The 26,431-nt window shown below is 65.3% G+C and carries 25 protein-coding genes and 1 pseudogene; 17 read left to right on the forward strand and 9 right to left on the reverse strand.

The features are described 5' to 3' along the window. Nucleotides 1-28 precede the first annotated feature (28 nt). The 3 genes from Y88_RS11190 to Y88_RS11200 form a co-directional block, all read right to left on the reverse strand. Nucleotides 29-994, reverse strand: a complete 966-nt coding sequence (locus Y88_RS11190) for an MBL fold metallo-hydrolase (protein ID WP_008069289.1) — start codon at nucleotides 992-994, stop codon at nucleotides 29-31. 49 nt (nucleotides 995-1,043) lie between these two features. Beyond that, the gene (locus Y88_RS11195) at nucleotides 1,044-1,547 is read right to left on the reverse strand and encodes a DUF1465 family protein (protein WP_232281041.1); all 504 of its coding nucleotides are present in this window, start codon (nucleotides 1,545-1,547) and stop codon (nucleotides 1,044-1,046) included. 138 nt (nucleotides 1,548-1,685) lie between these two features. Then, nucleotides 1,686-1,883: a YdcH family protein gene (locus tag Y88_RS11200; RefSeq protein WP_008069291.1), complete on the reverse strand. Its 198-nt coding sequence runs from the start codon at nucleotides 1,881-1,883 to the stop codon at nucleotides 1,686-1,688. A 299-nt stretch (nucleotides 1,884-2,182) separates the two neighbouring features. Here Y88_RS11200 and Y88_RS18965 point away from each other — a divergent pair, with 299 nt between their 5' ends. The 11 genes from Y88_RS18965 (at nucleotide 2,183) to Y88_RS11250 (ending at nucleotide 15,269) form a co-directional block, all read left to right on the forward strand. After that, on the forward strand, nucleotides 2,183-2,341 hold the full coding sequence (locus tag Y88_RS18965; protein WP_008069301.1) for a YdcH family protein: 159 nt from the start codon (nucleotides 2,183-2,185) through the stop codon (nucleotides 2,339-2,341). A gap of 221 nt (nucleotides 2,342-2,562) precedes the next feature. Next, a complete protein-coding gene (ptsP, locus tag Y88_RS11205; RefSeq protein ID WP_008069304.1) occupies nucleotides 2,563-4,842 on the forward strand; it encodes a phosphoenolpyruvate--protein phosphotransferase in 2,280 nt (759 codons plus the stop codon). Between the two features lie 159 nt (nucleotides 4,843-5,001). Further along, on the forward strand, nucleotides 5,002-6,120 hold the full coding sequence (locus tag Y88_RS11210) for a helix-turn-helix domain-containing protein (protein WP_008069307.1): 1,119 nt from the start codon (nucleotides 5,002-5,004) through the stop codon (nucleotides 6,118-6,120). 131 nt (nucleotides 6,121-6,251) lie between these two features. After that, nucleotides 6,252-7,370 (forward strand): tetratricopeptide repeat protein, encoded by a 1,119-nt coding sequence (locus tag Y88_RS19720; protein ID WP_018075705.1) that lies wholly within the window; start codon nucleotides 6,252-6,254, stop codon nucleotides 7,368-7,370. 25 nt (nucleotides 7,371-7,395) lie between these two features. After that, a complete protein-coding gene (gene tilS / locus Y88_RS11220) occupies nucleotides 7,396-8,364 on the forward strand; it encodes a tRNA lysidine(34) synthetase TilS (protein WP_008069310.1) in 969 nt (322 codons plus the stop codon). Nucleotides 8,365-8,538: 174 nt separating this feature from the next. Then, nucleotides 8,539-10,491 (forward strand): ATP-dependent zinc metalloprotease FtsH, encoded by a 1,953-nt coding sequence (gene ftsH / locus Y88_RS11225; RefSeq protein ID WP_008069311.1) that lies wholly within the window; start codon nucleotides 8,539-8,541, stop codon nucleotides 10,489-10,491. A 10-nt stretch (nucleotides 10,492-10,501) separates the two neighbouring features. Continuing rightward, nucleotides 10,502-11,482 carry a quinone oxidoreductase family protein gene (locus tag Y88_RS11230; RefSeq protein ID WP_008069312.1) on the forward strand — a complete coding sequence of 327 codons (981 nt, stop codon included), beginning with the start codon at nucleotides 10,502-10,504 and terminating at the stop codon, nucleotides 11,480-11,482. A 116-nt stretch (nucleotides 11,483-11,598) separates the two neighbouring features. After that, nucleotides 11,599-13,290, forward strand: a complete 1,692-nt coding sequence (locus tag Y88_RS11235; protein ID WP_008069322.1) for a M23 family metallopeptidase — start codon at nucleotides 11,599-11,601, stop codon at nucleotides 13,288-13,290. 108 nt (nucleotides 13,291-13,398) lie between these two features. Then, entirely contained in the window at nucleotides 13,399-14,394 is a 996-nt protein-coding gene (gene hemB / locus Y88_RS11240; RefSeq protein ID WP_008069324.1) for a porphobilinogen synthase, read from the forward strand. 31 nt (nucleotides 14,395-14,425) lie between these two features. Then, a complete protein-coding gene (locus tag Y88_RS11245) occupies nucleotides 14,426-15,001 on the forward strand; it encodes a gamma carbonic anhydrase family protein (protein WP_008069326.1) in 576 nt (191 codons plus the stop codon). Next, nucleotides 14,982-15,269 (forward strand): DUF167 domain-containing protein, encoded by a 288-nt coding sequence (locus tag Y88_RS11250; protein ID WP_008069327.1) that lies wholly within the window; start codon nucleotides 14,982-14,984, stop codon nucleotides 15,267-15,269. The genes Y88_RS11245 and Y88_RS11250 overlap by 20 nt, the downstream gene beginning before the upstream one ends. On the opposite strand, the gene Y88_RS11255 is transcribed toward Y88_RS11250, so the two are convergent. From Y88_RS11255 to Y88_RS11270, 4 genes are all read right to left on the reverse strand, one after another. After that, nucleotides 15,247-15,885, reverse strand: coding sequence for a YoaK family protein (locus tag Y88_RS11255; RefSeq protein WP_008069329.1), 639 nt, complete (start codon nucleotides 15,883-15,885; stop codon nucleotides 15,247-15,249). The two genes, Y88_RS11250 and Y88_RS11255, sit on opposite strands and share 23 nt — an antisense overlap. Nucleotides 15,886-15,949: 64 nt before the next feature. Next, a complete protein-coding gene (locus tag Y88_RS11260) occupies nucleotides 15,950-16,351 on the reverse strand; it encodes a group II truncated hemoglobin (protein ID WP_008069331.1) in 402 nt (133 codons plus the stop codon). Between the two features lie 194 nt (nucleotides 16,352-16,545). Further along, nucleotides 16,546-18,900, reverse strand: coding sequence for an ATP-dependent Clp protease ATP-binding subunit ClpA (clpA, locus tag Y88_RS11265; protein WP_008069333.1), 2,355 nt, complete (start codon nucleotides 18,898-18,900; stop codon nucleotides 16,546-16,548). 290 nt (nucleotides 18,901-19,190) lie between these two features. Continuing rightward, a complete protein-coding gene (locus Y88_RS11270) occupies nucleotides 19,191-19,457 on the reverse strand; it encodes a DUF1192 family protein (RefSeq protein WP_008069335.1) in 267 nt (88 codons plus the stop codon). Nucleotides 19,458-19,566: 109 nt separating this feature from the next. On the opposite strand from Y88_RS11270, the gene Y88_RS11275 reads away from it, so the two are divergent. Together Y88_RS11275 and Y88_RS11280 are read left to right on the forward strand one after the other, a co-directional pair. Then, nucleotides 19,567-20,571 carry an NAD(P)H-quinone oxidoreductase gene (locus tag Y88_RS11275; protein ID WP_026166925.1) on the forward strand — a complete coding sequence of 335 codons (1,005 nt, stop codon included), beginning with the start codon at nucleotides 19,567-19,569 and terminating at the stop codon, nucleotides 20,569-20,571. A gap of 132 nt (nucleotides 20,572-20,703) precedes the next feature. Beyond that, a complete protein-coding gene (locus Y88_RS11280) occupies nucleotides 20,704-21,405 on the forward strand; it encodes a DUF1013 domain-containing protein (protein WP_008069338.1) in 702 nt (233 codons plus the stop codon). A 139-nt stretch (nucleotides 21,406-21,544) separates the two neighbouring features. On the opposite strand, the gene Y88_RS11285 is transcribed toward Y88_RS11280, so the two are convergent. Together Y88_RS11285 and Y88_RS11290 are read right to left on the reverse strand one after the other, a co-directional pair. Further along, the gene (locus Y88_RS11285) at nucleotides 21,545-21,907 is read right to left on the reverse strand and encodes a bactofilin family protein (RefSeq protein WP_008069340.1); all 363 of its coding nucleotides are present in this window, start codon (nucleotides 21,905-21,907) and stop codon (nucleotides 21,545-21,547) included. Further along, nucleotides 21,900-23,132, reverse strand: a complete 1,233-nt coding sequence (locus Y88_RS11290; RefSeq protein ID WP_008069342.1) for a M23 family metallopeptidase — start codon at nucleotides 23,130-23,132, stop codon at nucleotides 21,900-21,902. Before Y88_RS11290 ends, Y88_RS11285 begins: the two co-directional genes overlap by 8 nt. Before the next feature lie 312 nt (nucleotides 23,133-23,444). Between Y88_RS11290 and Y88_RS11295 the strand changes: the two genes are divergently transcribed. The 4 genes and pseudogenes from Y88_RS11295 (at nucleotide 23,445) to Y88_RS11310 (ending at nucleotide 26,426) form a co-directional block, all read left to right on the forward strand. Next, entirely contained in the window at nucleotides 23,445-24,734 is a 1,290-nt protein-coding gene (locus tag Y88_RS11295; RefSeq protein ID WP_008069343.1) for a glutamate-5-semialdehyde dehydrogenase, read from the forward strand. Between the two features lie 45 nt (nucleotides 24,735-24,779). After that, nucleotides 24,780-25,415 (forward strand): annotated as a pseudogene (locus Y88_RS11300) (nicotinate-nucleotide adenylyltransferase); the annotation flags it as partial. Between the two features lie 125 nt (nucleotides 25,416-25,540). Then, complete coding sequence (gene rsfS, locus Y88_RS11305; protein ID WP_008069345.1) at nucleotides 25,541-25,936, forward strand: ribosome silencing factor; 396 nt, start codon at nucleotides 25,541-25,543, stop codon at nucleotides 25,934-25,936. Between the two features lie 64 nt (nucleotides 25,937-26,000). Then, the gene (locus tag Y88_RS11310) at nucleotides 26,001-26,426 is read left to right on the forward strand and encodes a 23S rRNA (pseudouridine(1915)-N(3))-methyltransferase RlmH (protein WP_008069346.1); all 426 of its coding nucleotides are present in this window, start codon (nucleotides 26,001-26,003) and stop codon (nucleotides 26,424-26,426) included. The last annotated feature ends 5 nt before the right edge of the window (nucleotides 26,427-26,431 follow it).

A 26,431-nucleotide genomic window follows, 5' to 3' on the forward strand; every position in this document is an offset into this window, starting at 1 on the left:
CAAGGACAGGTTGCGTTTGCCCGCCGACTTAGGGCGCCGGACTGTCGGGGGCAAGCCCGGCGGCCGGTTCGTTGGCCCGATGCCACGTTTCGTCCCGCACGATGGCCCGTCCTTGCCGCTCCAGATCGATGAGATGAGCCAGGACCGAGCGCCCCGCCGCGCCGTGCAGCCGCGCGTCGAGGCCCTTGTACATCGCGGCGACCAACGCGGGGATCGTCTGCGGCTCGCGTTCGAGCAGGTTGGCGATCTGGCGTTCGCGCTGGCGGCGGTGGCCGATCATCCCGCGCACGAACTGGCGGGGATTGTCGATCTGTGGCCCGTGCGCGGGATAATAGACGCGGTCGGTCCGTTCATAGAGCCGGGCAAGGCTGGCAAGGTAGGCGCCCATGTCGCCGTCGGGCGGAGAGACCACGCTGGTCGACCAGCCCATGACATGGTCGCCGGTAAAGAGCGCCGAGCTTTCGATGAGAGCGTAGCACAAGTGATTGCTGGTATGGCCGGGTGTTGCCACGGCCTCGATCGTCCAGCCCTCGCCCACGATCCGTTCCCCATCGGCAAGAATGCGGTCGGGGCGATAGTCGGGATCGAATGCGGCGTCGGCCCGGGGGCCGTCGTCGTCGAGCATCAGCGGCGCGCAGCCCACGATCGGGGCGCCGGTTGCGGCCTGCAAGGCGCGCGAGGCGGGACTGTGGTCGCGATGGGTATGGGTGCACAGGATCGCGGCGACCCGCGCGTCGCCGATCGCTTCGAGAATCGCGTCCACATGGCCATCTCCGCGGGTGTCGGCATGGCCCGGCATTCCGGTATCGGCCGGTCCGGGATCGATCACGGCGATCTCGCGTGTGCCGACCAGATAGGTCTGCGTTCCCGAAAAGGTATAGGGCGAACCATTGGGCGCCAGCACGCGGCGCACCAGCGGCTCGATCGCGATGGCCCGGCCGGTGGGCCAGGTGGAGGGATCTTTGGGGTCTTCGGTCGGGATCGGGCCGGTCATGCCGTCATGATGGGGGCTGGACGTGACCAGGGCAAGGCCGGGGCCGGTGTCAGGCGTGCCTTGCCGTTTCGTACGACAGGCGTTCGCGCAGGCGGGCGATGGCACCGACTGCTTCGGTGAGATCCTGACGCAACGCGAGCTCGAGTCGCTGGATGCGTTCATAGAGGCGCTCGCTCTGGCGGACGAAACCGGCCAGATCGTCGGGCAGGCGGGCAACGATCGAAGGATCGCTGGCGGGGAAATGGGTGATCAACCGGCCATGGCAGCGCAATTGCACTGCGCTCAGTTCCCCGGCGAACCATGACCGGTAATTGAGCAGCCAGGCCAGGCAATGCATGACCCGTGTCGTCGTCCGCAGGGCTTCGCACATGATCTCGACGCTATCGACGCCATGCGCACGGGGCGGCTGGCCGGAGCTGACGGCTTGGAGTCGTTCCGGCGAAGCGTCCTCGCGGACCTGCTCGAAGCGGGTGCGAGTATTTTCGGCAAGCACGAGGGCTTCGCCATAGAGCGATTCGACAAGGCGCTGGGAGAGGCTGACCACACGGGACATGGGCCGGGCATAGCGATGCTTCGCCGCCCGGCTCAACCGTGGTTAATGCCCGATTTCGGGACACCCCCGCCCTGTCCCCGATCGGGACAGGACGAAATGACCCGCAAACAACCGGTAATTTCAAGCAACCATATGAAATCAGGCGATAATGTCTGGTATCAGGTAATCCTCCAGCATGGAGATCTGATCCTTCAGGCGCAATTTCCTCTTCTTCAGCCGGGCAATCTGCAACTGGTCGCGGACGCTTGCCGAACTGAGCGCATCGATCGCGGCGTCGAGATCACGATGCTCGATCTTCAGTGCGGTCAGCCGCTTGCGCATTTCGTCTTCGGTCACCCGGGGCACACTCCTTGGCGCAATGACTGGCGGTTCGATGGCACATGTTGCCGCTCCCCGCCTCGAACCGGGCGACGAACGGATGCAATCATGCGCCGGACAACATGGTTTGCGCAATTCGACACGCAATGACCGCTATCCGACGCGACACATCTTGCAAGATACGGCGATTGTGGGACCATGACAACGCGCCCGCTTCTTTCATCATGAGTCGGGGCGGACGCTACCCAATCCGACGGCACGGGAGAGTTAAGTGCCGCCGGAAACTAGGGGACATTGTGTCCCATGGAGGTAACCGCATGGAAACATCGCATATCAGCGCCCTGCAGACCAAGCATGCCGGCCTCGAACGCCAGATCGCCGATGAACTGTTGCGTCCGAATCCCAACGGCAACCTCCTGATGGAACTCAAACGACGGAAATTGCGCATCAAGGAAGAACTGTCTTCCTACCACTGATCCCCGTGGATGGACCCCGGCGCGGAAATCTGCACGATCCGCCCGGGGCCATCGTTTTCGTTTTCATTCTGGTGTGTTTTCTTTTTCGGCGCAGTAACCCCTTGAATTCCTGTGACGCGAGACACATCTCGCCACCTTCTTTGCAGGAAGCGACATGGATCGTGACATGAATTCTGCGCCCGCCGTTTGCAAACCGGCCGCCTTGCGCTAGTCCCTTGTCCATGGCTCTGCAGACTGCCGCCGCCGCCGCCCGGGCAATCCTCACCTCGCTGCACGAGATCATGGCTTCGCGCAGTGGCGCCCAGGCCAAGCTCAACCAGGTCGTCGATGTGATCGGCGAAAAACTGGATAGCGAGGTCTGTTCGATCTACCTCTTGCGCGAAGGCATGCTCGAACTCTTCGCGACACGTGGCCTTAACCAACAGGCCGTCCATGTGACGCGCCTTGCCGTGGGCGAAGGTCTCGTCGGTACGATCGCCTCGAACAACGAGACGCTCAACCTGGCCGAAGCGGCCGCCCATCCCGATTTTGCCTTCCGTCCGGAAACGGGCGAAGAACGCTTCCACTCCTTTGCCGGGGTTCCGATCGTTCGCCGCGAACGCTCTGTCGGCGTCGTCGCGGTCCAGCATGTCGAGCGCCGCCGCTACGAGGAAGTCGAGATCGAGGCGTTGCAGACGGTGGCGATGGTTCTTTCCGAACTGATCGCGAATGCCGGGCTGATCGACGAGGACGATTCCCTTGGTTCGGGGATGCACATGACCGGGCCGGAACGGTTGCAGGGCATGTCTCTGGTCAAAGGGATCGCGTCGGGTACGGCGGTGTTCCATCAGCCCCGGGTCACCATCGAACAGATCGTGGCCGAGGATATCGAGGCCGAACGCCAGCGAGTCTATCTCGCCTTCGACAAGATGCGCGAACAGATCGACCGCATGGCGAGCCAGGCCGAATTCGGCGTGGGCGGCGAGCACGAGGAAGTGCTGCTGACCTACAAGATGTTCGCCTATGACGAAGGCTGGGGCCGCCGCATCAACGAGGCGATCGATTCCGGTCTGACGGCCGAAGCTGCGATCGAGCGGGTGCAGCAGCACACCCGCATGCGCATGCGGCAGATCGACGATCCACTCCTTGCCGATCGCATGCACGATCTCGAGGATCTGTCCAACCGGCTCTTGCGCATCGTTTCGGGCCAGCTCGGAACGGCAGCGAGTCTCGGACTCAAGGGGGACGCCATTCTCGTCGCGCGCAATCTCGGCCCGGCCGAATTGCTCGAATACGATCGCCGCCGGCTGAAAGGCGTCATTCTCGAGGAAGGGTCGCTGACCGCCCACGTGGTGATCGTGGCGCGAGCCATGGGTATTCCGGTGGTCGGACGCCTGCGGGGCTTGCGCGGCAAAGTGCGCGAAGGCGATCTCTTGCTGCTTGACGGGACCCAGGGCGTGCTCGACGTGCGACCGACCCCGTCGATGGTCGAGACGTTCGAGACCCGTTTTGCCAAGAATCGCGAACGTCAGGCCCATTACGCGACCATGCGCGATACCCAGCCGGTCTCTCGCGACGGGAAGCGGGTGGCGGTGATGATCAACGCCGGGCTGCGCGACGATCTGCCGATGCTCAACCTGACCGGTGCGGACGGCATCGGCCTCTTCCGCACCGAGTTCCAGTTCCTTGTCTCCGCGACGCTGCCTGCGCGCGAGCGGCAGACGCGTCTCTATCGCGACGTGCTCGATATGGCCGGTGATCGTCCGGTGGTTTTCCGCACGGTCGATATCGGCGGGGACAAGACGCTGCCCTATCTGCGTCATGACGATGATCATCTCGAAGAGAACCCGGCGATGGGCTGGCGTGCCTTGCGCGTTGCGCTCGAACGCGACGGCCTGCTCAAGGTTCAGGCGCGCGCGCTGATCGAGGCGGCGGGCGGACGCACGCTCAACGTCATGTTCCCGATGGTGACCGAACCGTGGGAATTCGATGCGGCCAAGGCCGTGTTCGAAAGCCAGGTCGCGTTCCTCAAAAAGCAGAAGAAGCTGCTGCCCGAAGCGATTCGCTATGGCGCCATGGTCGAAGTGCCCGCGATTGCCGAATGGCTCGACGTGCTGGCACCGAAGCTGTCGTTCCTCTCGATCGGGACCAACGATCTTACCCAGTTCTTGTTTGCCGCCGATCGCGGCCATCCCAAGCTGGCGGAACGCTATGACTGGGTTTCTCCGGCGATCCTGCGGTTCCTGCACCGGGTGGTCACGGCTGTCGCGCCTTTTGGTACCGATATCACCGTCTGCGGTGAAATGGGTGGCCGGAGGCTTGAGGCGCTGGCGCTGCTCGGGCTCGGGATCACGCGCCTGTCGATCACGCCCGCGTCGGTCGGTCCGATCAAGGAGCTGGTCAGCAAGGTCGATCTGGGCGAGATTCGCGCGGCCATGGATGGCTGGGTCAAGAATCCGCCGCCGAACATGCGTGCGGCCTTGACCGAATGGGCGGCCTATCATTGCATCGAGTGCGACTGACGGCATTGGGAATAATGCCTTGCCGTCGCATTGGCCGACCGCAAGGGGCAGCATGCCGCAAGTGTCCGTCAAGAGAACGTGATTCCCGTTGACTTTCCCTTGATTGCAACCATGCCTTTCAGGGGGATAACCTATAGCTCAAAGGGTTGCTGAAGTATAATGGACGAAGCGCGCGACGCCGTGCCCCAGGACGGCGCCCATGATGATAAGGCTGCATCGGCAGTCATGGCCGAGGTCGCGCGTTCCGCGACGCCTCGGTCGACGCCTGCAGCATCCGGTTCCCCGATGACCGCGACCGGGCGCCTGCGTGCTGCGCGCGAGGCGCTCGGACTGACCACGGCGGAGATTTCGGAACGGACCCGCATCACGCTTCGCCATGTCGAGGCGATGGATCGCGGTGATCTGGCGGCTCTGCCCGGACGTCCCTATGTGCTCGGTTTCGTGCGCAGCTATGCGCGCGTGGTCGGTCTCGATGATACCGAACTGGGCGAACAGGTGCGCCGCGAAATGGACATCAGCGTCCCGCGTCCCGAGCCGCGTCCGCTCAACCAGTATGATGTCAACGATCCGGCCAAGACTCCCTCGCCGCTGATCAGCTGGCTTGCCGTCGGGCTGGTCGTGGTAATTCTGGTCGCCGGGACGGTCTTCTGGCGCAGCTATTATTCGCCCGCAGGCGCCCTGCCCGCGCTCGCGCCGTCCGAAGCCCCGGCTCCGGCTCCTTCAGCAGCACCGGTGCAGGCGGCTCCCGCGCAAACGGCTCCGGTACCGTCCGGGCCGGTGGTGTTCACCGCGACCGCCGATGGCGTATGGGTGAAGTTCACCGACGGCCAGGGTCATCAACTGCTGCAAAAGAATCTGGCGCGCGGGGAAAGCTATACGGTTCCCGCCGATGCCGTTTCGCCCCAGCTCTGGACCGGGCGCCCCGATGCCTTGACGATCACGATCGGGGGGACGCCGGTTCCTCCGCTGGCCGACAAGCAGACGGTGATGAAGGATGTGCCGGTCTCGGCGCAGGCCTTGCTGGCGCGGGCCAATTCGGCGCCCCCGGTTCAGCCGTCACCGGCCCAATCGCCTCTGGCCCAAACCGTTCCGGCTGGGGTTCAGGGTGGCGTTGCGCAGGCAGCGCCCCTTCCCGCAAGCACGGGCAATCTTTCGCATTCGCCGCGTCGCCATGTTCGCCCGCGGCATGTCGAAACCCCGGCCGTGACGAACGACGGCGCGGCTCCGGCTACCCCGGCAGCAGTCCCTGCCGTCGCCGCGGCGGGAACCCCGCAGTAACACCACGGGATCGCGATGGCCGCACGGCCCTCGACTTCACGTCGTCCGTGCGGGACTCTTGCGTGTTGTAATGGTCTGCGCAAAGGCGATAATCCCTCGCCCTCATGGCGGATGATCCGACGGGAGTGACTATGAGCAGCTCTTTCCTCCAGCATGCCCCCCGGCAAGACAGGCGCGAAAGCCGCGCGTCGCGCAAAGTGTGGCGCGGTCTGGTGGCCGGTGTCCTGACCGCAGCCCTTCCGGGCGCGATCCTGCCGACCGCAGTGGGCGTCGGTATCGCGGCGACCATGGATGTGCCTGCCGCACGGGCCGATACTCCTGCCCCGGAAGCGACCGAAGCGCGTCTGCGCCGGATCGAGAGCGAGCTGCGCGCGGTCCAGCGCAAGGTGTTCCCCGATGGCGCAGGTCGTACCTTCGCGCCGGAAATCACGCCGACCGATTCTTCGGCTGCGACTTCCTCGCAGGCGAGCACGTCGACCGCGATGAGCGATCTGGTGGCGCGGATGGATGCCGTCGAATCCCAGCTCAAGGCCCTGACCGGCGCGAGCGAGGAAAACCAGCACCACATCGCCAAGCTCGAAGACCGTATCGCCACGCTCGAAGCCGCCGCCGCGCCGCCAGCAGCGGCGCCCGCCGCCGTCGATGGTGACCTGCCGCCCGCCCCGGCTCCGGCCAAGCCCGCCAAAGGCAAGGCGGCCAAGCCTGCGGCCGAGAAGCCCGCGCCCGAAAAGCCGGTCGCCGACAAGCCTGTCGCAACCAAGGGCAAGACGACCGAAAAGGGCAGCGACAAGACGGCCGAAGCCTCGATGTCCCCCGATCGCGTTGCCGCACTCGCCGCGATCGAGCGTCCGTCGAGCGACGATGCAGGCGAAGACACCTATACGTATGGCTATCGCCTGTGGGAGGCCAAGTTCCTGCCCGAGGCGGAAACCGCGCTGCTCGATTTCGTGCAGAAATATCCCAAGCACAAGCGGATCAGCTATGCCCGCAACCTGCTCGGTCGCGCCTATCTTGACGACAACAAGCCGGGCGCGGCGGCGCAGTGGTTCGCGCAGAATTATCAGGCGGACAAGGCCGCCGATCGCGCGCCCGATAGCCTGCTCTATCTTGCGGTCGCGATGGCCAAGCTCAAGCAGCCCCAGCGCGCCTGCATCGCGCTCGGCGAATTCAAGGACACTTACCCCACCGAGTCGACCGGACGCCTGAAGGGGCAGTTCGACGCGGTGAGCAAGACGGTGGCCTGCCATTGACGGGCAGGATCTCTCCCCGTCGCTGATGTCTCCGCCGCAGCTCGCATGGGACGCTGCGGTGGCGGCCTTCGCCGCAGACTGGGGGCGGATCTTTCCTGAAGGAACTCCGGTCGGGCTTGCCGTTTCGGGCGGTCCCGACAGCCTTGCCCTGCTCTTGCTGGCGCATGCGGTCTTGCCCGCGCAGGGCTTTGCCGTGGCGACGGTCGATCATGGACTGCGCGCCGAAAGCGCGGGCGAAGCGGCCATGGTCGCGCACCTTTGTGCCGAACGCGGGATTGCCCATGACACGCTGAGGATTTCCCTGGCGCCGGGATCGGCGATTCAGGAACGCGCGCGCGCGGCCCGCTATCGCGCGCTGGAAGACTGGCGGGTCGGGCGGGGCCTGACGGCACTGGTCACGGCGCATCATGCCGATGATCAGGCCGAGACGCTGGTCATGCGGCTCAATCGCGGCGCAGGCTTGCGCGGTCTTGCCGCCATGCGCGCGCGGGTTCCGGTTCCGGGTGGTGAAGGGGTGCTCCTGCGTCCCCTGCTCGGCTGGGCGCGCGCCGATCTGGCGGCCTTGCTTGGCGATCGGGGTATTGCGGCGGTCGATGATCCTTCCAATCGCGACGTGCGTTTCGAACGCGTGCGGGTGCGCATGGGGCTGGGCGGGGCCGACTGGATCGATCCGGCGGGACTGGCGCAGGCGGCCGACCATCTCGCCGAGGCCGATGCCGCGCTCGAATGGGTCGCCGATCGTCTTGCCGCCGGGTTCGGGGGGGATGAGGGGGAAATCGCGCTCCCTGACGAGGTGTTGCCGCGCACATTGACCTTGCGCCTGCTCGAACGCGTGATCGCCCGGTTGGGCGGGAAAACGCCGCGCGGACGGGATCTGGCGCGCTGGCACGACCGGCTGGCCCAGGGGGAGGTCGCGACTCTGGCCGGGATACGCGGCGACGGGCGAACAAGGCCGTGGCGTTTCACCAGGGCGCCGCCGCATCGGGCGGGATGATACCCGCGTTCGATGCGCCCGATTCATCGGATTTCCCACATTACACAAGCGCGGAATTTCGCACTGTCGGTTATATTGCCATTCACCTCAGCCTTCCTACATTGACATGTGGTGAAAACGGGCGAGTCCGTCCCGTGCAAAGCGCCCGGAAGGCGCCGACAGAAAGCGAACGCGATGAACGAAGACCAGCCGCAGGGGAATCCCTGGATAAAGAACCTCCTGGTATATGGCGGGATTTTCCTGGCGCTTCTGCTGGTCGTGTCGATGTTCAGTGCGCGCAACGACGCCAGCGGGTCGATGATCCGTTATTCGGAGTTCCGCACCCATGTCGCGCAGGGCGATGTCCGCGACGTGCAGATCGGTCCCGACAAGATCAGCGGTACGTTCAAGAACGATCAGCAGTTCCAGACGGTGCCGATCCAGGGCGATACCGAACTGCCCAAGCTGCTTCAGGACAAGGGCGTCCAGTATAGCGGCAAGGCTCAGGACGAGCCCAATGTCCTGCTCTACATTCTCGCCAATTCGCTGCCGTTCCTGCTGATCCTGGGCATGGTCTTCTTCGCGCTGCGCCAGATGCAGAAGGGTGGCGGCACCGGGGCGATGGGCTTCGGCAAGTCCAAGGCCAAGCTGCTCACCGAACGCGCGGGTCGGGTGACGTTCGATGACGTCGCCGGCATTGACGAAGCGCGCGAGGAACTCGAAGAAATCGTCGAATTCCTGCGCGATCCTTCGCGCTTCTCCAAGCTCGGCGGCCAGATTCCCAAGGGTGCTCTCCTCGTCGGCAGCCCCGGCACCGGCAAGACCCTGCTCGCTCGCGCCATCGCGGGCGAGGCGGGCGTGCCGTTCTTCACCATTTCGGGTTCGGACTTCGTCGAAATGTTCGTGGGCGTCGGCGCCAGCCGCGTGCGCGACATGTTCGAGCAGGCGAAGAAGAACGCGCCCTGCATCGTCTTCATCGACGAAATCGACGCGGTCGGTCGTCATCGCGGACACGGCCTCGGCAATTCGAACGACGAACGCGAACAGACGCTCAATCAGCTTCTGGTCGAAATGGACGGGTTCGAAGCCAACGAAGGCATCATCATCATCGCGGCGACCAACCGTCCCGACGTGCTCGACCCGGCGCTGTTGCGTCCTGGCCGTTTCGACCGTCAGGTGGTCGTGCCGATCCCCGACATCGAAGGCCGCGAAAAGATCCTGGGCGTGCACATGAAGAAAGTGCCGCTGGCTCCCGACGTCGAACCGCGTGTCATCGCGCGCGGCACCCCGGGCTTCTCGGGGGCGGACCTTGCCAATCTCGTCAACGAAGCGGCGCTGCTGGCCGCACGGCGCAACAAGCGTCTCGTCGCCATGCAGGAATTCGAGGACGCCAAGGACAAGGTCATGATGGGCGCGGAACGCCGTTCCATGGTCATGACCGAGGAAGAGAAGAAGATGACCGCCTATCACGAGGCGGGCCATGCCATCGTTTCGGTCAACGAACCGGCGAGCGATCCCATTCACAAGGCGACGATCATCCCGCGCGGCCGTGCGCTGGGCATGGTCATGCGTCTGCCCGAACGCGACAGCTATTCCTATCATCGCGACAAGATGCTGGCGAACCTGTCGGTCAGCATGGGCGGCCGCGTCGCCGAGGAAATCATCTTCGGCTATGACAAGGTGTCCTCGGGCGCTTCGTCGGACATCCAGTATGCGACCGGCCTTGCCCGCAACATGGTCACCCGCTGGGGCATGTCGGACAAGCTCGGACCGCTGCTCTATGAAGACACCCAGGAAGGCTATCTTGGCATGGGTATGTCACAGCGCACGATGATGTCGGACGAAACCAACAAGTTGATCGACAGCGAAATCCGTCTTCTGGTCGACGGGGCTCATGCCCGTGCCGTCGCCATCCTCAAGGATCACGAGGACAAGCTGCATCTTCTGGCCAAGGCGCTGCTCGAATACGAGACCCTGACCGGGGAAGAGATCCGCAAGCTGATGGAAGACGGCAAGATCGATCGACCGGACAGCCCGTCGGGTTCGTCACGTCCGCCGATGCCGCAGACGATCACTGTCCCGCGCGCGGGTCGTCGCTTCCTCGGGGCCGGGGCCGATACCTCGGCGCCGCGTCCGCTCGGAGCCTGACAGGACCGCCATGTCGTTTGCCAGTGAAGCCATCGTTCTCCGCCAGCCCGGCGGACCGGAAGCTCTCGTTCTTGAAAGCGTGACCGTTCCCGCGCCGGGGCCGGGCCAGATCCTGGTTCGCCAGAGCGCGGCTTCGGTCAACTTTCACGACATCTACGTCCGCTCGGGCGCCTATCAGACGCTGCCTCTGCCGGGCATTCCGGGGCTGGAAGCAGTCGGTCGGGTCGAAGCGGTGGGCGAGGGTGTCGATGATTTCGCGCCGGGTGATCGCATCGCCTATATCGACACCCGCTACGGCGGGTATGCGCGCCTGCGCGTGCTCGATGCGACGCTGGCGGTTCCCCTGCCCGAAGGGATCGACGATGGCGTCGCCACGGCTTGGTATCTTAAAGGACTGACGGCGCAGGCGCTGGTCGACGATGTCGAACCGGTTCATGCGGGTAGCGTGGTTCTGGCCCAGGCCGCTGGCGGTGGTGTCGGGCAATTGGTGGCGCGGCTTTCCAAGCTGCGCGGTGCGACCGTGATCGGGACTGCCGGATCGCCGGAAAAGGCCGCGATCGCGCGGGCTGCGGGTTGCGATCACGTCATTGCCTATCGCGAAGAAGATGTGGCCGCGCGCGTCATGGACTTGACCGGCGGACGCGGCGTGGACGTCTCGTTCGACGCGGTCGGCAAGGACACGTTCGAAGGCTCGCTCGCCTCGCTCGCGATGAAAGGCCACCTCGTCCATTACGGGCAGGCGTCGGGGCCGATCCCGCCGTTCGATCTGTCGCGTCTGGGGCCCAAGTCGGCCAAAGTCTCGCGGCCGTTCCTGTGGCCCTATATCCGTCCGCGCGAAAAGCTGCTGAGCGCATCGGCCAGCCTGTTCGCGGCGATGGCGGCGGGTGATCTGCCGCTGACGCTGGGCGGGCGTTTCCCTCTGGCCGATGCTGCCGGAGCCCATGCCGCGCTCGAGGCGCGTGCAGCGGGGCCTTTCGTTCTCGACTGTTGAGCGCGCCAAGGCGCGCAACCTCTTTCTGCCGTTTTACCGTGCATTAACCCTGCGGGTGCAGGGATTGCACGGAGCCTGCATCACGCAGGTCGACGGCAGGAAAAGGACTTTGGCGCATGGGCTTTGCCGGCCCTGATCAGGCCGCGATGCAGGCGGGCAATCCGGGGCGGACGTTCGGTCGCGCCGCCCCCGTCCGATCCGACTCCGGTCAATCGGCTTCCCGGCGGGCGGCGTTCATTGCGCCCGAATCGAGTGCGCCTGATCCCGCTCCTGCCTTGATCGCTCTTCCCGCGCCGCGCCCCGGGCTTCGCGATCACGATCATCCGTTTGCCCGCCGCTGGGACGGCTGGTGCCGCCGCGTCGAGACCTGGCTTTCAGAACGTCCGCTTTGCGTCGACTTGCGGACCGATGTGGGGACGCGGGCATGGTTCGGCGGGCTCGCCCTGCTTGGCGCGCAAGTCGCGCTGGCCTTGGCCCTGCGTCCCGGTTTCACCCCGGTCGAGGTGGGATACAGCTTTCTCCCAGCAAGCCGTGCTCTTGGCGAATGGCATGCGCAGGCCATTCGGCCGCTGGCTCAGGGTGGCGTCACCGGGCGCCACTTTGCCTCGGGTGATCTCGTCGCCCGTCTCGATTCGGTTCCCGAACGCCCCACCATCGACCTGACGGCTGTTCTGGGCGAGAACGACGACCTTGGCCGCATGTTGCAGCGGGTCGGCCTTGCCGCGCCCGATGCGGCCATGGTGACGACGATGATCGGGCATGTCGCCCCGCCCGGAACGATCGCACCGGGAACGCGGTTTGCCATGACGCTGGGGCCGCGTGCCGCGACCGGCGAAGCGCGCCCGTTGCAATCGCTCTCATTCCGTCCGCGCTACGATCTTGACGTCACGGTCGAGCGGCGCGGCGATGGCCTCGCCCTGGCGCAGCATCCGATCCCTGTCGATGCGACGCCGCTTCACCTCGTCGGTTCGGTCGGGGCCAGCCTCTATCGCGCGGCGCGGGGGGCGGGTGCCTCGCCCGAAACGGTGCAGGCCTATCTTCAGGCGATCGACCAATATATGCCGTTCGAGGAAATCGCCCCGACCGACCGGTTCGAGCTGGTCGTCGCGCACAAACGCGCGCTTGACGGATCGACCAGCGGGGAAGGGCAGGACGGGGACTTGCTCTATGCCGGCGTCGTTCGCGACGGCAAACCGCTGCTTCAGGTCATGCGCTGGGGCAATGACGGCAATTTCTATACGCCCGACGCGCTGGCGGGACGGGCGGAGCAGGGCTCTGGCCTGCTGTCCGCGCCGGTTTCGGGCAATATCACGTCGTGGTTCGGTCTGCGCCGTCATCCCATTCTGGGCTATGTGCGCCTTCATGCCGGGATCGACTTTGCCGCGCCCATGGGCTCGCCGGTCTACGCGGTCAGCGACGGGGTGGTGACTTATGCCGGATGGCACGGGGGCCACGGCAATTACGTCCGGCTCGAACATGGCGGGGGCATCGATACCGGCTATGGTCACATGAGCCGGATTGCGGTCGCACCGGGAAGTCATGTCTCACGGGGGCAGGTGATCGGCTATGTCGGCTCGACCGGGCTTTCGACCGGGCCGCACCTTCATTACGAACTCTATCGCGGTGGGCAGCCGGTCAATCCGATGTCGGTCCGCTTCGTCCCCCATCATGCCGCGCCGAACGCGGGCGAGCTGGCGGCATTCCGTGCGCGCCTGCACCAGTTGCTGACTTTACCCAGCGGTTCGGGTGCCAGTGGCCCGGGCAGCGGTCGACTGGCTGTCGGGGGCGGGGTTCCCACCCGCAGTTGACCGCAATCAAGGCCCCGGCGCAAAATCCCGCGCAAGCGCATGTCGAAACGGACTCTTCCTGACGAAAATCCGTTTTCGATCCCACACGTGCCGGATAAGACAGCGCCCATGACCAGTGCCTTCCCCCACCTCCGCCTGCGCCGTACGCGCGCAACGGGTTGGAGCCGCGCGCTCCACCGTGAAGTCGAAATCACGCCTGCCGATCTGATCTGGCCGCTGTTCGTGACCGAGGGAACGGGAGTTGAATCTCCGGTCTCTTCCCTGCCGGGCGTATCGCGCTGGTCGGTCGACCGGATTGTTGAGCAGGCCAAGCTGGCGGTTGCTGCGGGCATTCCCGCCCTGGCCCTTTTTCCCAATACCCAAGCCGAACGTCTCAGCGAGGATGGGCGCGAGGCGCTCAATCCCGATAACCTGATGTGCCGGGCCATTCGCGCCGTGAAGGACGCCTGTGGCGATGACATCGGTCTTCTGACCGACGTTGCCCTGGACCCCTATACCAGCCACGGACAGGACGGGCTGGTCGACGAGGAAGGCTACGTCGTCAACGATCCCACGATCGAGGTGCTGGTGGGGCAAAGCCTCAACCAGGCGAATGCGGGGGCGGACATCATCGCGCCGTCGGACATGATGGACGGGCGCGTGGCCGCGATCCGTTCGGCGCTCGAAGATGCCGGGCACCAGAATGTGCAGATCATGTCCTATGCGGCCAAGTACGCCTCGGCCTTCTACGGCCCGTTCCGCGAAGCGGTCGGCAGCGGAGGCCTGCTCAAGGGCAACAAGAAGACCTATCAGATGGACCCCGGCAATGCCGAGGAAGCGCTGCGCGAAGTCGAACTCGACCTTGCCGAAGGCGCCGACAGCGTGATGGTCAAGCCCGGCCTGCCGTATCTCGACATTGCGCTGCGGGTGAAGCAGGCGTTCGGCGTGCCGGTCTTTGCCTATCAGGTGAGCGGCGAATACGCGATGATCGAGGCTGCTGTTGCGGCCGGGGCGGGGGACCGCGACCGCATGGTTCTCGAAACGCTGACCGCGTTCAAGCGGGCGGGCTGTTCGGGGGTTCTGACTTATCACGCCCTCCACGCCGCGCGTCTGCTTGGCGCCTGAGGCGAACGAAAAAGCGAGAGGCTCAAGCATCATGATCGACGTCACCATCGTGACACTCAACGGCAGGCATCCCCGCATTCACCCCAGCGCGTTCATCGCGCCGGGGTGCCGCATCATCGGCGATGTCGAGATCGGGGCGGATGCGTCGATCTGGTACAATTGCGTGCTGCGCGGCGATGTGAACCGCATCGTCATCGGCGCGCGCACCAATATCCAGGACGGCACCGTCATCCATTGCGACAGCCCCGACGGGCGCCATCCCGAGGGCTTCCCGACTCTCATCGGTGACGACGTTCTGGTCGGGCACATGGCGATGATCCACGGCTGCACTATCGAGGATCGCGGTTTCGTCGGTCTTTCGGCGACGGTGATGAACGGTTGCGTGATCGAAAGCGACGGCATGCTGGCCGCCGGGGCTTTGTTGACGCCGGGCAAGCGGATCGGGTCGCGGCAATTGTGGGGCGGACGTCCGGCCGCCTACATGCGCGACCTGACCGATGCGGCGCTGGCCGACATGCAGCGTGGCGTGGCACACTATGTCCGCAACGGTGCCGCGCACAAGGCCGCCGTCGAAGGCTTTGCCGAAGATGGCGCGGCCGAAGGTTGAACTGCCCGATGCCGGGGCGATCCGTGCGCTCGCCGATGCGGACGGACGCCTTGCGGTCCGGGTCACTCCGGGCGCGCGCGAAGAGACGGTCGCGATCGTCGACGGGCGCGTTCTGGTGAAAGTCCGCGCCAAGCCCGAGGACGGGAAAGCGACGACGGCGGTCCTGTCGCTGGTGGCGGCGGCGCTGGGCGTTGCCGCGTCACGCGTCGAATTGTTGCGCGGCGCAACCAGCCGCGAAAAACTGCTCAGGCTTCCGCCGGCAGCCTGAGTGCGAACAGGGCCATGATCGTGGCCCAGCCTCCGGCGATCCACAGGCATCCGAACGGCAGGCGGTCCTGCAGGAAGGCCCCGGCAATCGCGCCCGAGAGCAGTCCGGCCCATAGCCGCGCCCATCCGGTCCATCCCGGACTGTCGCGTCCGGCAAGGCGCAGCGCCATGCCTTGCCCCAGCTTGACCAGAGCGCCGGTCATATAGGTCAGGCCGATCGCCACTTCGCCGCCGCGCTGGAACGTGTTGTTGATTGCGCCCATGGCAAAGGCGAGCAGGCCGAGCATGACGATCTCGGTCCCGAAAGCCCGTGCCGACGCCCCGCACAGCAGCACCAGCGCGACCATGGCGGTGATGGCCGGCTTGCGCCAGCGTCCGGCGCCCAGCGCAACCAGCGCGCCGCCGGTGACCCCGCAGAGGAATGCCCCGATCAGGAGCGCAGGCGCCAGTGCCCGGCTGGGCGCAGTGCCCAGCGCCACGCCGAGCCGGGTGGTGTTCCCCGACATGAAGGAGACGAAATATCCGTTCGCCGACAGAAACCCGACCGCATCGACGAAACCCGCCAACGCGGCCAGTGTGACGGCAAAACGACGACGGGCGCGGTCATAACGGATCATGACCGCAGCCTATCGTCTGAAACGCGTTCTGCAAACGGGCGCCGGAATGCGCCCGCAAAGCGGATCAGGCGCGGCCCATGCCCACGGCCATGCGTTCGAGCACGTCGGCCATGGCATCGGCGATTTCGCGATCCTCGGGCGCGGCATCGGTGATCGCGCGGCGCATCGCTTCGGCCCATTGCTGCGCCGTCGCCTTGGTGATGGGGAAGGGGGAGTGCATCGACATCATGCACTTGCCCGGATTGGCTTCCCACCAGTCGCGCGGCCCCCCGCACCATCCGGCGAGGAACATCGGCAGCGAGGCCCGCATCGGCGCAAGGTCGGGCGCATGCATCTTGCGCAACTCGGCATAGGCCGGGTCCTCTTCCATCAGGTCATAGAAGCGCTCGGTAATCCGGCGCAGCGTGTCGAGCCCGCCAATGCGCTCGTAGGGGGAAAGCTCGGTTTCTGCGGCAGTGCTGGCCACGGTCGGAAACGCCTTTTCGTCGGGATCTGGATAAATGGCAGGCTAGCGTGGACCAGGGGGCCTTGCATTTGATCGGCGTCAATCGAGAGGCGGGCAGGGCAACGATTCCGGGAACTGGGCGGCAGTCAGTCACGAAAAAGGGGGCCATACCAGCGGTACAGCCCCCCAATTTCTTCAGCCTGGGGCTCGAGCCCTCATGCTTCTCCGGCGTTGGCTTCGGGCGTAGTGTCGTCGGCCTTGCCCTTGCGGGCCTTTTTCTTGACCAGCTTGGGCGCGGCCGGGGTCAGTTCGAAGGACAGGGCATCGTCCTTGAGGCTGACATGGACTTCGCCGCCGTTGGCCAGCGTGCCGAACAGCAGTTCCTCGGCCAGCGGCTTCTTGACCTTCTCCTGGATGACGCGCGCCATCGGGCGGGCGCCATAGAGACGATCGTAGCCCTTCTTCGCCAGCCATGCGCGGGCATCCGAGTCGAACTGGATGTGCACGTTCTGGTCGGCGAGCTGGAGTTCCAGCTGCAGAATGAACTTGTCGACGACGCGGCTGACCACTTCGGCGGGCAGGTAGGCGAAGGGCACGATAGCATCGAGGCGATTGCGGAATTCGGGCGTGAACAGCCGCTTGACCGCATCGTCCCCGGCATCTTCCTTCGACACGTCGCCAAAGCCGATCCCCTGCTTTGCCATGTCGGACGCACCGGCATTGGTGGTCATGATCAGCACGACATTGCGGAAATCGACCGTCTTGCCGTGATGGTCGGTCAGGCGACCGTTATCCATGACCTGAAGCAGGATGTTGTAGAGATCGGGGTGCGCCTTTTCGATTTCGTCGAGCAGCAGGACGCAGTGCGGCTGCTGGTCGATGGCATCGGTCAGGAGACCGCCCTGATCGAACCCGACATAGCCCGGAGGCGCACCGATCAGGCGGCTGACCGAGTGGCGTTCCATGTATTCGGACATGTCGAAGCGCTGCAGCGGAATGCCCATGATATTGGCAAGGCTGCGGGCGACTTCGGTTTTGCCGACGCCGGTCGGGCCCGAGAACAGGAACGAGCCGATCGGCTTGTCCGGATCGCGCAGACCCGCACGGCTGAGCTTCATGGCGCTGGCCAGAACCTCGATCGCCTTGTCCTGTCCGAACACCATGCGCTTGAGATCGCGCTCGAGATGTTCGAGCACCTTCTTGTCGTCCGAACTGACCGACTTGGGCGGGATGCGCGCCATCGTCGCGATCACGGCCTCGATCTCGCGTGCGGTGATCGTCTTCTTGCGCTTCGAAGGGGGCACCAGCATCTGCATCGCGCCCACTTCGTCGATCACGTCGATCGCCTTGTCGGGCAGCTTGCGGTCGTTGATGTACCGCGCCGACAGCTCGACCGCAGTCTTGATCGCCTCGGGCGTGTACTTGACCTTGTGGTGTTCCTCGAACGCGGTGCGCAGGCCTTTCAGAATCTTGATCGTGTCCTCGACGCTGGGTTCGTTGACGTCGATCTTCTGGAACCGGCGCAGCAGGGCGCGATCCTTTTCGAAGTGGTTGCGGAACTCCTTGTAAGTGGTCGAACCGATGCAACGGATCGTCCCACCCGACAGCGCGGGCTTGAGCAGGTTCGAAGCATCCATGGCGCCGCCGCTGGTCGCACCGGCTCCGATCACGGTGTGGATCTCGTCGATGAAGAGAATGGCGTGCGGCATCTTTTCGAGCTCGCTCACCACCTGCTTCAACCGTTCCTCGAAATCGCCGCGATAGCGCGTACCGGCGAGAAGGCTGCCCATGTCGAGAGAGTAGATCACGGCATTGGAGAGCACCTCGGGCACTTCGCCTTCGACGATCTTGCGCGCGAGGCCCTCGGCGATGGCGGTCTTGCCCACGCCTGGATCACCCACATAGAGCGGGTTGTTCTTGGACCGGCGGCACAGGATCTGGATCGTGCGATCGACTTCCGGACCACGCCCGATCAGCGGATCGACTTTGCCGACGAGCGCCTTTTCATTGAGGTTGACGCAGAACTGGTCGAGCGCGGAGTCCTTCTTCGCACCCTTGGTTTCCTGCTTTTCCTCGGGCTTGGGCGCTTCTTCCTCGGCCCCCTTGGGGGTGCGTCCGTCGACTTGGCGACCGCCCTTGCCGATGCCGTGGCTGATATAGCTGACGGCGTCGAGGCGGCTCATGTCCTGCTGCTGCAGGAAATAGACGGCATAGGAGTCGCGTTCGGAAAACAGCGCGACGAGCACGTTGGCGCCGGTCACGGTGTCCTTGCCCGACGACTGGACGTGCAGGATCGCGCGCTGGATCACCCGCTGGAACCCGGCGGTGGGCTGGGGATCGGCCTTTTCCTGCGTCTTGAGCGACTGGTATTCCTGATCGAGGTACTGACGCACCACGTCGCCAAGGTCGCCGAGGTCGACGCCGCAGGCCTGCATGACCTGGCTGGCATCGGGATCGTCGATCAACGCGAGCAGGAGGTGTTCGAGCGTCGCGTATTCGTGGCTGCGCTCCGAAGCGTTGGCGAGCGCGGCGTGAAGCGTCTTTTCAAGGCTCTGGGCAAAACTGGGCATAGGCGCGCTCTCTCACACTTGCTGCCTGGCACGGCCGAACGAGTCGGCTGCCGGGTGGTGTCCCTTTCGGGACGTATGCAGATGATGGTCTATGCGCGGCATGTTAACCACGCCTAAACCGCCCTCTGCGCGGGAAACCGGTATCGGATGCGCAACGGCACCGATGCCGGCTCGGGATGTCGTGCGAGACTTTCCGGTCAGTCCGGAAATCCGACGCCAACTCTTGCAGGACAAGCTCATACGAGCAGGGATATGGTGATGCCGCCCGCGTTCGTGAAGGGCGGCGGCAATCATGATTCCCGACCTCCGGGAGGGGGTGGGCCATCGATGTGCGCAGGGGCTGCATGCTCCGGGGCAGGAGCGGGCCTTCCGAACAGGGCCTCGGCGGCGGCGCGATGCGCCTTTGCCTTTTCGCGATGGGCGACGACCCGGGCGATTTCCGCTTCGAGCAGGACAATACGCGCGTCGAGTTCGTTCTGCGAATAGGAGTCGAGCGCCTCTGTTGCCAGTCGGCTGGCCAGATCCCCCTTGGGGCGCGGGCGCTCATCGATTTCCATTCCGGATACAATGGGGCGCCTTGGTTCTTGCTGTCAACCGGGTGCGTGAGTAGGGCATGCAAAGGATTACTGCCGGGAGGGTGGCAGCGTGCTGACGAAGCGTGACGAAATGCTTGAATGTCTGCCGGACGCCATGACGGCGATCGGCATTGCAACTCCGGGCGGACCCGAGGTCCTGCAGCCCGAGACGCTGCCGCTGCCCCAGCCGGGGCCGGGGCAGGTTCTGGTGCGTGTCCGGTTTGCCGGGGTCAACCGGCCCGACGTGGTGCAGCGGCAGGGGTTCTATCCCGCGCCTCCGGGGCATTCGCCGATTCCCGGACTCGAGATCGCGGGCGAAGTCGTCGCTTTGGGCGAAGGCGTGAGCGAGCCGGCGATCGGGACCGCGATCGCGGCGCTCGTTTCGGGTGGCGGCTATGCCCAGTATTGCATCGCCGAAGCGGATCAGTGCCTGCCGGTGCCCGAAGGTCTTCCGCTCGAGGAAGCTGCAGCCTTGCCCGAAACGGTCTTCACCGTGTGGCACAACGTGTTCCAGCGTGCCTTTGCCTGCGAAGGGGAAACCCTGCTCGTCCATGGCGGGACCAGCGGCATCGGGACCATGGCGATCAGCCTCGGGCGCCTCTTCGGCGTCAGGACGATCGTCACTTGCGGCAGCCCGGACAAGTGCGCCCGCGCACTCGAACTCGGCGCCGATCACGCGATCGACTACAAGGCGAGCGATTTCGTTGCCGAGGTCAAGACGATTACCGGCGGCAAGGGCGTCCAGGTCGTGCTCGACATGGTCGCGGGGACTTATGTCCAGCGCAACATCAAGTGCCTTGCCGACGACGGGCGTCATGTGACGATCGCGGTGCAGGGCGGGGTGCGCGCCGAAATCAACATGGCCGAAGTCATGCGCCGCCGCATCATGCTGACCGGATCGACAATGCGTTCGCGCGACAACACGTTCAAGGCATTGCTGGCGCAGGAGATTCGCGAAATGGTCTGGCCGCTGGTCGCTTCGGGCGAATTGCGGCCGGTGATGGACCGCACTTTTCCGCTGATCGAGGCCTCTGCGGCGCACGAGCGCATGGAAGCGGGCGGCCATGTCGGCAAGATCGTGCTGGCGGTTTCCTGAAAGAGCGATCGTGCCGCACGAGGACGAGCGTTTTGGCTTGCCGTTTGGTAGTCGCTGCCCTACATCCCTAATGTCGCGGCCGCCCTGTATTGGGCGGCCCTTATTGTTTTGCGCTTTACCTGAGAGGTCTTCGTGAGCCAGCAGCCCACGTATCCGTTGATGCCCCACGCGACCGCGTCGTGGCTGGTCGACAACACCGCGCTGACTTTCGAACAGATCGCGGAATTCTGCGGTCTGCACATCCTCGAAGTTCAGGCGATGGCTGACGATCTTGCCGGGGCGAAGTACACTGGTCGCGATCCCGTCCATTCGGGCGAACTGACCCAGGCCGAGATCGAGCGTGGCCAGGCCAATCCCGACTATCGCCTGAAGATGCAGCGCGCGCCGCTGGCGGTCAGCCGGACCAAGGGGCCCCGTTATACCCCGGTGTCGAAGCGTCAGGACAAGCCGGACGGCATCGCCTGGATCCTGCGTCACCACCCCGAGATCTCGGACGCGCAGATCAGCAAGCTGATCGGCACGACTCGCAACACCATCGCCGCGATTCGCGATCGCAGCCACTGGAACATCGGCAACATCAATCCCAAGGACCCTGTCACGCTGGGCCTTTGCTCGCAGCGCGAACTGGACATGCTGGTGGCCAAGGCGGCCAAGCATCCGGGTGGCGGCGAGGAACCGGGCGACAACCGCCTGGGTTCGGATCGCGAAGCTCTGATCGAGGAACTGCGTGCCCAGCGCGAAGCGCAGGCCCGCGCTGCTTCGGAAGCCGCTCAGGAAGCCGAAGCGGCTGCCTGGCTCGCGGCCCGTCGCGCCGAAGGTCGTTCGGACAGCTGAACGCCTTTACCGCCGAACGGTACATGAAAAAGGGGCGCCCCGCCAAGGGAGCGCCCCTTTTTCATACCTAATGAACTTGCCCCGTCACCCCGGAGCCCCGCCGCGCAACCCCGTCGAAATCGTTCGGGCCGAAATCGAATCAGCCCTGCGGGATCAACGTCGGGCTGCCGGTTCCGTCGCGGCGGGCGAAATGCCCCTCGACATGGGCGCCCTGTTCGATGGTGAGAGCATCGTAACGCACGTCCCCGCGCAGGGTCGCGGTCTTGAGCACCACCACTTGCGCGGCGTCGACCGGTCCTTCGATGGTTCCGGCCAGCCTGACGCTCTCGGCGCGAATTGCCCCTGTGATCGTGCTGCTTTCGCCCTGAACCAGCGCGGTGCAGGTGACGTCACCGGTGACCGCGCCGTCGATGTGGAGATCCGCCTTGGCGACAAGATCGCCGGTCAGTGCGACGTCGGCGCCGATGACCGAAAAGGTCGCGGGGCTCGCGCGATTAGCCATGGAGGCGATTCGCGCTGCCGGACGGGACGATGCCGTTTCCGGCGCGGGCTTCCTGGAAAACATGGGGCATCGCCTCGAGAAAGGGGCGCGGGTTGACCGGACGGTCGTTGATGCGCACTTCGAAATGCAGGTGGGGGCCGGTCGAGCGACCGGTGCTGCCGATGGCGCCGATCTGGGTGCCCGCCACGACTTGCTGGCCCATGTGGGCAAGGATGCGCGACATGTGGGCATAGCGGGTGACGAGACCCGCGCCGTGGGTGATTTCCACGCAATTGCCATAGCCCTGCCGCACGCCGGTAAAGCTGACCGTGCCGACGGCGGCGGCAAAGATCGGAGCGCCGATCGGTCCCTTGAAATCAAGGCCGGGGTGGAATGCGGCGCCACCGTCGATCGGGTCGGAACGAACGCCGAAGCCCGACGAGATGTAATCGAGGCTGGCGGGCAGGGTGTTGGGAATGTGATCGACCCCGGCATGCATGGCGTTCATCCGGGCAAGGCTTGCGACAAGGCGCAGAAAGCGCGGGTCAAGGCCATCGGTGCCGCTGCGCATGTCGGCGAGGCGGATGAGCGGGCCGCCCTGTGCGCGGGCATCCGCGCGGACCACGGTGGTCGGGTTCAACCCGACCTTGCGGATCGCATCGGCTGCGGCTGTCGCACGGTCGTCGGCATAGCGGGTCAGCCGTTCGGCCAGCGCGATCTGGCGCGCTTCGACGTGGGCAAGTCCCGAGGCTTCGGGCATGACCTGCGAAATCTTGCGCATGGTCCGGTTGGTTTCTGAGGTGCTGTCGCTGACGGTGCCCTGGGGCAGGGAGTCTGGAAGCGGCCCGATCGAACCCTGCACGGCCTTTTCGAGGAGGTCCTGTCGCCGCTCAAGATCGGCGGCGACCGTGCCGAGATTGGCGCGATAGCGGGCGAGACGATTTTCGGCCGTCGCGACGGCGGCTTCGCGTTCGAGCAGCGAATGCTGGTCCGACCCGGCAGTGATCTGCCCGAGCAGGGCCCAGACCAGAATGCCGACCCAGCCGATGACGATCGCGGCAAGGCCACCGGCAGCAGCGGCCTGAACCCGGGTGGAAATGCGGATGAAGCGGACGTGGCCTTCCGAGCGCATGAAGAATTCGCGTTCCGGAAACAGGTGGATCAGCGCCGCCGACCAGGCGGCAGCCGAAGTCGGCACGCGCGGCATACGCGCAGCAGCACCCAGCCGCGCGAAAACGCGCTTCAACGTGTCACGACAAAATTGCAATCCGTGCGACCCTTTGATGTCTTCTCGCGTCGGCCAGTCGATCCCCCCGGATCCTGGCGCAGACGGTTCCCCTGTCGGGAGCCGCGCGCTTAGTCCGGCGGACAGGGGTGGGCATACCGGAATCGCGATTCCTGCGCCGAGGTGTGTCATATCGGCGATAAGGTGTTTATTATGACTTGGCCGTAATGCCGATTTGTGGCGGATTTGCGCGGTTTTTGCGAATCGAGGGGGCGTTTCCGGGGGGGCGAAGCGGGGCTGACACTCCCGCGCCGACGTGGTACGGCCATAGTCATGGCAACGACACTGGAACAGCAGGCCGAACAGGCCGCCGAAAGCATGACCGACCTCGTCGAACGCCTTGCCCGTGCCGCGCGCACGGCGCAGGCGGTGCTGGCGCGCATGCCGTCGCCCGAGCGTGCCCGCGCGCTGGAACTGGCCGCGCAAGCCTTGCGCCGCGCCGCGCCGGACGTTCTTGCCGCCAATGCCCGCGACATTGCCGCCGGTGAAGCGAACGGCCTGTCTCCGGCCATGCTCGACCGTCTGCGGCTCGATGAAAAGCGTCTTGAAGGGATTGCCCAGGCCGTCGCCGATGTCGCGGCCCTGCCGGATCCTACCGGGGATGTAATCGATCGCACCGTTCGTCCCAACGGCATGGTGCTCGAACGAGTGCGTATTCCCATCGGCGTGATCGGCATCATCTATGAAAGCCGTCCCAATGTGACGGCCGATGCCGCTGCGCTTTGCGTGCGGGCGGGCAATGCCGTCTTGCTGCGTGGCGGGAGCGAAGCGGTCCATTCCAACCGCGCCATTCATGCAGCGCTCGTCGCTGGCCTTGTCGAGGGCGGCGTTCCTGCGGCAGCGGTGCAATTGCTGCCGACGCAGGACCGGGCAGCGGTCGGGGCGATGCTGGCGGCGGCGGGGCTCATCGACATGATCGTGCCGCGCGGGGGCAAGAGCCTAGTCGCGCGGGTTCAGGCCGATGCGCGCGTGCCCGTGCTGGCGCATCTCGACGGTAACAATCATACCTATATCGACCGCAGTGCTGACGCGGACATGGCCAAGGCGATTGCGCTCAATGCCAAGCTGCGCCGGACCGGCATCTGCGGGGCGATGGAAACCCTGTTGATCGACGCGTGCTATCCCGATCCCCACGGGCTGCTCGAACCCTTGCTGGCGGCGGGATGCGAATTGCGCGGCGACGCACGGGCGCAGGCGATCGATCCCCGGATCTTGCCTGCGACCGACGAGGATTGGGATACCGAATATCTCGAAGCGATCCTGACCGTGGGCATCGTCGACGGGATCGACGACGCGCTGGCGCATATCGCCCGCCATTCGTCCAAGCACACCGACGCGATCGTGGCCGAGGATGCAGCGGTAGCCGAACGCTTCCTGTCCGAAGTCGACAGCGCCATCGTCATGCTCAACGCCTCGAGCCAGTTCGCCGACGGAGGCGAATTCGGGCTGGGCGCGGAAATCGGCATTGCCACCGGGCGTCTTCATGCACGCGGCCCGGTCGCGCTCGAAGGCTTGACCACCTACAAGTGGCTGGTACGCGGTTCGGGCCAGATCCGTCCCTGATCGCGATCAGGGACGGACACCGGACGCATTCGCGAGGGCGAACCTCTGGCACGGCACGGCAGGACGATCGGGCTGCTCGGCGGCAGCTTCAACCCGGCGCATGGTGCGCATCGCCGGATCAGCCGTTTCGCGCTCGACGCGTTGGGGCTGGACGAAGTGTGGTGGCTGGTTTCGCCGGGCAATGTGCTCAAGCCGGTACAGGGCATGGCGCCCTTGCCGGTGCGTTTTGCCGTCGCGCGCCGCGTGGCGCAGCGGGCGCCGATCCGGGTCAGTGCGATCGAGGCGGATCTGGGCACGCGCTATACCGTCGATACGCTTGCCCGGTTGCGTCGCCTTTATCCTTCGTTCCGGTTCGTCTGGCTGATGGGGGCGGACAATCTCGCCCAGTTCCACCGCTGGCGCGACTGGCGGAGAATCGCGCGGCTGATGCCGATTGCGGTCCTTGCCCGCCCGGGTTATGATGCAAAGGCCGTGGCGAGCCCCGCCATGGCCTGGCTCGGCCGCTGGCGCCGGCGGCACGGGCAGCACGCACCCGGCGCAAGGTGGAGCGCCCCGGCGCTGTTCCAGTTGCGTTTCGATCCCGATCCTCTATCGGCCACGGCCATCCGCGCCGCCGATCCGGACTGGTATCGTCGCATTCCCGCCCAGGCTCAACGCGACATGCTGACGCACCATCGGGTGCGGACGGCGGTGTCCGCGTTCGGGCCTGATCCCCGTCGAGAGGATCGTTCCCTGACCGGACGTCCTGTCGCGTCCCTACGGCCCTTTGCCAACCTGTCGCCAACAACGGAGACAAACGTCACTCCATGACCTCTGCCCATTCGCTGCCGGCCGAAGCCGGTGTCACCCCCCAGACGCCCTCGCAGGCTCCCGCCTCGCTGCATGAACTCGTCCTGCAATCGCTCGACGACGATCAGGCGCAGGACGTCGTCTCGATCCCGCTCGAAGGCAAGAGCACGATTGCCGATTACATGGTGATCGCTTCGGGCCGTTCGACCCGCCAGGTCGCCGCCATGGCGCAGAAGCTGGCCGAACGCATCAAGCAGGCCGGTTACGGCTCGTCGCGGATCGAAGGTCTGCCCGCTGCCGACTGGGTGCTGATCGATGCCGGGGACATTGTCGTCCATCTCTTCCGTCCGGAAGTGCGCACGTTCTACAACCTTGAACGGATGTGGGCTTTCGGCGATCAGGGCGCGGCCTGATTTCCTGTGTCCCGCGTCAAATGCGGGATTTAAGGAACGATCCGTTTTCGGCTAGGACCCGGGCATGCAACTTCATGTCATCGCCCGGGGCAAGATAGGTCGTACCCCCGAGGCGGAACTCGTCGATCGTTATGCCCGCCGGATCACCTGGGGCATGAAGATCACCGAATTGCCCGATCGCGGGGGCAATGTGCCGCCGCCCCCGCCCGGGGCAGTGCGGACAGTTGCGCTCGACGAACGCGGGCGTCAGCTGGGATCGGTCGAATTCGCCCGTATCCTCGAACGCTGGCGCGACGAAGGCGTTCGCGAGACACGTTTCCTGATCGGTGCGGCTGACGGCCACGATCAGGGCCTGCGCGATGGCGCTGATCTCCTGATCGCGTTCGGGGCGATGACCTGGCCCCATATGTTGGCCCGCGCCATGCTGGTCGAACAACTCTGGCGTGCCACCAGCATCGTTGCCGGGCACCCCTATCATCGCGAAGGATAGGTCCG

It is taken from the genome of Novosphingobium nitrogenifigens DSM 19370 (assembly GCF_000192575.1).
GTDB classification, from domain to species: domain Bacteria; phylum Pseudomonadota; class Alphaproteobacteria; order Sphingomonadales; family Sphingomonadaceae; genus Novosphingobium; species Novosphingobium nitrogenifigens.

What these genes read in the sequence shown, in the direction of transcription:
- Y88_RS11190 (WP_008069289.1), bottom strand. Translation starts at nt 994, where the DNA reads ATGACCGGCCCGATCCCGACCGAAGACCCCAAAGATCCCTCCACCTGG.
- Y88_RS11195 (WP_232281041.1), bottom strand. Translation starts at nt 1,547, where the DNA reads ATGTCCCGTGTGGTCAGCCTCTCCCAGCGCCTTGTCGAATCGCTCTAT.
- Y88_RS18965 (WP_008069301.1), top strand. Translation starts at nt 2,183, where the DNA reads ATGGAAACATCGCATATCAGCGCCCTGCAGACCAAGCATGCCGGCCTC.
- ptsP (WP_008069304.1), top strand. Translation starts at nt 2,563, where the DNA reads ATGGCTCTGCAGACTGCCGCCGCCGCCGCCCGGGCAATCCTCACCTCG.
- Y88_RS11210 (WP_008069307.1), top strand. Translation starts at nt 5,002, where the DNA reads ATGGACGAAGCGCGCGACGCCGTGCCCCAGGACGGCGCCCATGATGAT.
- Y88_RS19720 (WP_018075705.1), top strand. Translation starts at nt 6,252, where the DNA reads ATGAGCAGCTCTTTCCTCCAGCATGCCCCCCGGCAAGACAGGCGCGAA.
- tilS (WP_008069310.1), top strand. Translation starts at nt 7,396, where the DNA reads ATGTCTCCGCCGCAGCTCGCATGGGACGCTGCGGTGGCGGCCTTCGCC.
- ftsH (WP_008069311.1), top strand. Translation starts at nt 8,539, where the DNA reads ATGAACGAAGACCAGCCGCAGGGGAATCCCTGGATAAAGAACCTCCTG.
- Y88_RS11230 (WP_008069312.1), top strand. Translation starts at nt 10,502, where the DNA reads ATGTCGTTTGCCAGTGAAGCCATCGTTCTCCGCCAGCCCGGCGGACCG.
- Y88_RS11235 (WP_008069322.1), top strand. Translation starts at nt 11,599, where the DNA reads ATGGGCTTTGCCGGCCCTGATCAGGCCGCGATGCAGGCGGGCAATCCG.
- hemB (WP_008069324.1), top strand. Translation starts at nt 13,399, where the DNA reads ATGACCAGTGCCTTCCCCCACCTCCGCCTGCGCCGTACGCGCGCAACG.
- Y88_RS11245 (WP_008069326.1), top strand. Translation starts at nt 14,426, where the DNA reads ATGATCGACGTCACCATCGTGACACTCAACGGCAGGCATCCCCGCATT.
- Y88_RS11250 (WP_008069327.1), top strand. Translation starts at nt 14,982, where the DNA reads ATGGCGCGGCCGAAGGTTGAACTGCCCGATGCCGGGGCGATCCGTGCG.
- Y88_RS11255 (WP_008069329.1), bottom strand. Translation starts at nt 15,885, where the DNA reads ATGATCCGTTATGACCGCGCCCGTCGTCGTTTTGCCGTCACACTGGCC.
- clpA (WP_008069333.1), bottom strand. Translation starts at nt 18,900, where the DNA reads ATGCCCAGTTTTGCCCAGAGCCTTGAAAAGACGCTTCACGCCGCGCTC.
- Y88_RS11270 (WP_008069335.1), bottom strand. Translation starts at nt 19,457, where the DNA reads ATGGAAATCGATGAGCGCCCGCGCCCCAAGGGGGATCTGGCCAGCCGA.
- Y88_RS11275 (WP_026166925.1), top strand. Translation starts at nt 19,567, where the DNA reads ATGCTTGAATGTCTGCCGGACGCCATGACGGCGATCGGCATTGCAACT.
- Y88_RS11285 (WP_008069340.1), bottom strand. Translation starts at nt 21,907, where the DNA reads ATGGCTAATCGCGCGAGCCCCGCGACCTTTTCGGTCATCGGCGCCGAC.
- Y88_RS11295 (WP_008069343.1), top strand. Translation starts at nt 23,445, where the DNA reads ATGGCAACGACACTGGAACAGCAGGCCGAACAGGCCGCCGAAAGCATG.
- rsfS (WP_008069345.1), top strand. Translation starts at nt 25,541, where the DNA reads ATGACCTCTGCCCATTCGCTGCCGGCCGAAGCCGGTGTCACCCCCCAG.
- Y88_RS11310 (WP_008069346.1), top strand. Translation starts at nt 26,001, where the DNA reads ATGCAACTTCATGTCATCGCCCGGGGCAAGATAGGTCGTACCCCCGAG.